This is a genomic window from Streptomyces lushanensis (assembly GCF_001700515.1).
GTDB classification, from domain to species: Bacteria; Actinomycetota; Actinomycetes; order Streptomycetales; family Streptomycetaceae; genus Streptomyces; species Streptomyces lushanensis.
Genome location: NZ_MAUD01000241.1, coordinates 1 through 2,100 on the forward strand (window position 1 = coordinate 1; position 2,100 = coordinate 2,100).

The 2,100-nt window shown below is 69.6% G+C and carries 1 protein-coding gene; it reads left to right on the forward strand.

Annotated elements, in window-relative coordinates:
• The coding region (glgB, locus tag BFF77_RS20265; RefSeq protein ID WP_066951905.1) for a 1,4-alpha-glucan branching enzyme at positions 1–2,078 on the forward strand (2,078 nt) is incomplete at its 5' end.
• Positions 2,079–2,100 lie beyond the last annotated feature (22 nt).

Consider the following 2,100-nt stretch of genomic DNA (forward strand, 5'->3'; position numbering starts at 1 on the left):
CCGGAGAAGAAGCCGTCGCCGTCGTCGTGCAGCTCGGTCCGTACGGCGGGCTCCCCGGCGACGGCTTCTTCTCCGGAGTCCTGCCGCTGCGCACCGTGCCGGAGTACACCCTGCTCGTCCGGTACAGCGAGGCCACGGAGCAGCTCGACGAGCCGGAGATCCAGGACCCGTACCGCTTCCTGCCCGCGCTCGGTGAACTCGATCTGCATCTGATCACCGAGGGCAGGCACGAGGAGCTGTGGCGGGCGCTCGGCGCGCGGCCCATGGTCCACCAGGGTGTCACCGGCACGCGCTTCACCGTCTGGGCGCCCAACGCCCGGGGCGTACGGGTCTGCGGTGACTTCACGTACTGGGACGGCACGGCTCTGCCGATGCGCTCGCTCGGCTCCAGCGGAGTGTGGGAGCTGTTCGTGCCGGGCATCGGCGAGGGCGCGCTCTACAAGTTCGACATCACACGTCCCGACGGTTCGCACACCGTGCGCGCCGACCCGATGGCACGGCGTACGGAGGTGCCGCCCGCGACCGCGTCCGTCGTCACCGAGTCGCACCATGTCTGGCGCGACGAGGAGTGGCTCGCGCACCGCGCCGACCGCCCGGTGCACGAGGCGCCGTTCTCGGTCTACGAGGTCCATCTCGCGTCCTGGCGACCTGGTCTGACGTACCGTCAGCTCGCCGCGCAGCTTCCCGCCTATGTCAGGGACCTCGGCTTCACCCATGTCGAGCTGATGCCCGTCGCCGAGCATCCCTTCGGCGGCTCCTGGGGCTATCAGGTCACCGGCTTCTACGCGCCGACGTCCCGTATGGGCACACCGGACGACTTCCGGTATCTGGTGGACGCGCTGCACCGCGCGGGCATCGGTGTGATCGTCGACTGGGTGCCCGCGCACTTCCCCAAGGACGACTGGGCGCTGGCGCGGTTCGACGGCCGGCCGCTGTACGAGCACCCGGATCCGCGCCGGGCGGAGCATCCCGACTGGGGCACGCTGGAGTTCGACTACGGCCGCACGGAGGTGCGCAACTTCCTGGTCGCCAACGCCGTGTACTGGTGCGAGGAGTTCCATGTCGACGGACTGCGGGTGGACGCGGTGGCCTCGATGCTCTATCTCGACTACTCGCGCGAGGAGGGCCAGTGGTCCCCGAACGAGCGCGGCGGCCGGGAGAATCTGGACGCCGTGGCCTTCCTCCAGGAGATGAACGCCACCGTCTACCGCCGCTGCCCCGGCGTGGTGACCATCGCCGAGGAGTCCACGGCCTGGAACGGTGTCACCCGCGCCACCCATCATGTGGGCCCCGACGGCTTCGGCGGTCTCGGCTTCGGGCTGAAGTGGAACATGGGCTGGATGCACGACTCGCTGGACTATGTCTCCAAGGAGCCCGTCCACCGCAAGTACCACCACGGCGAGATGACCTTCTCCATGGTGTACGCGTACAGCGAGAACTATGTCCTGCCGATCTCGCACGACGAGGTCGTGCACGGCAAACGCTCACTGGTCTCCAAGATGCCCGGCGACTGGTGGCGCAGGCGCGCCGACGAACGCGCCTACCTGGGCTTCATGTGGGCCCATCCCGGCAAGCAGCTCCTCTTCATGGGCCAGGAGTTCGCCCAGGGCGCGGAGTGGTCGGAGAGCCATGGCCCGGACTGGTGGGTGCTGGACCCGTCGTACGAGGCGGAGGCCGACCACCGGGGCGTGCGCGATCTGGTGCGCGATCTCAACAAGGTGTACGGCGCGACACCCGCACTCTGGCAGCGTGACACCGTGCCCGAGGGCTTCTCGTGGGTGGACGGCGACGCGGCCGACGACAATGTCTTCGCCTTCCTGCGCTTCGACGCGGACGGCTCGCCGCTGCTGGCGGTCTCGCACTTCTCGCCGGTCGTGCGCCGGCAGTACCGCCTCGGTGTCCCCGAGGAGTTCACGGCCTGGACCGAGGTGCTCAACACGGACGCGGCGCGCTACGGCGGCAGTGATGTGCTCAACCCGGAGCCGCTGAAGCCGGAGACGGTGACCGCGCACGGCCGTCCGGCCAGTATCCAGCTCACGCTGCCTCCGCTGGCGACGGTCTGGCTGCGGCCGGTCTGAGACCCGCGGTCCGCCCCCGCCG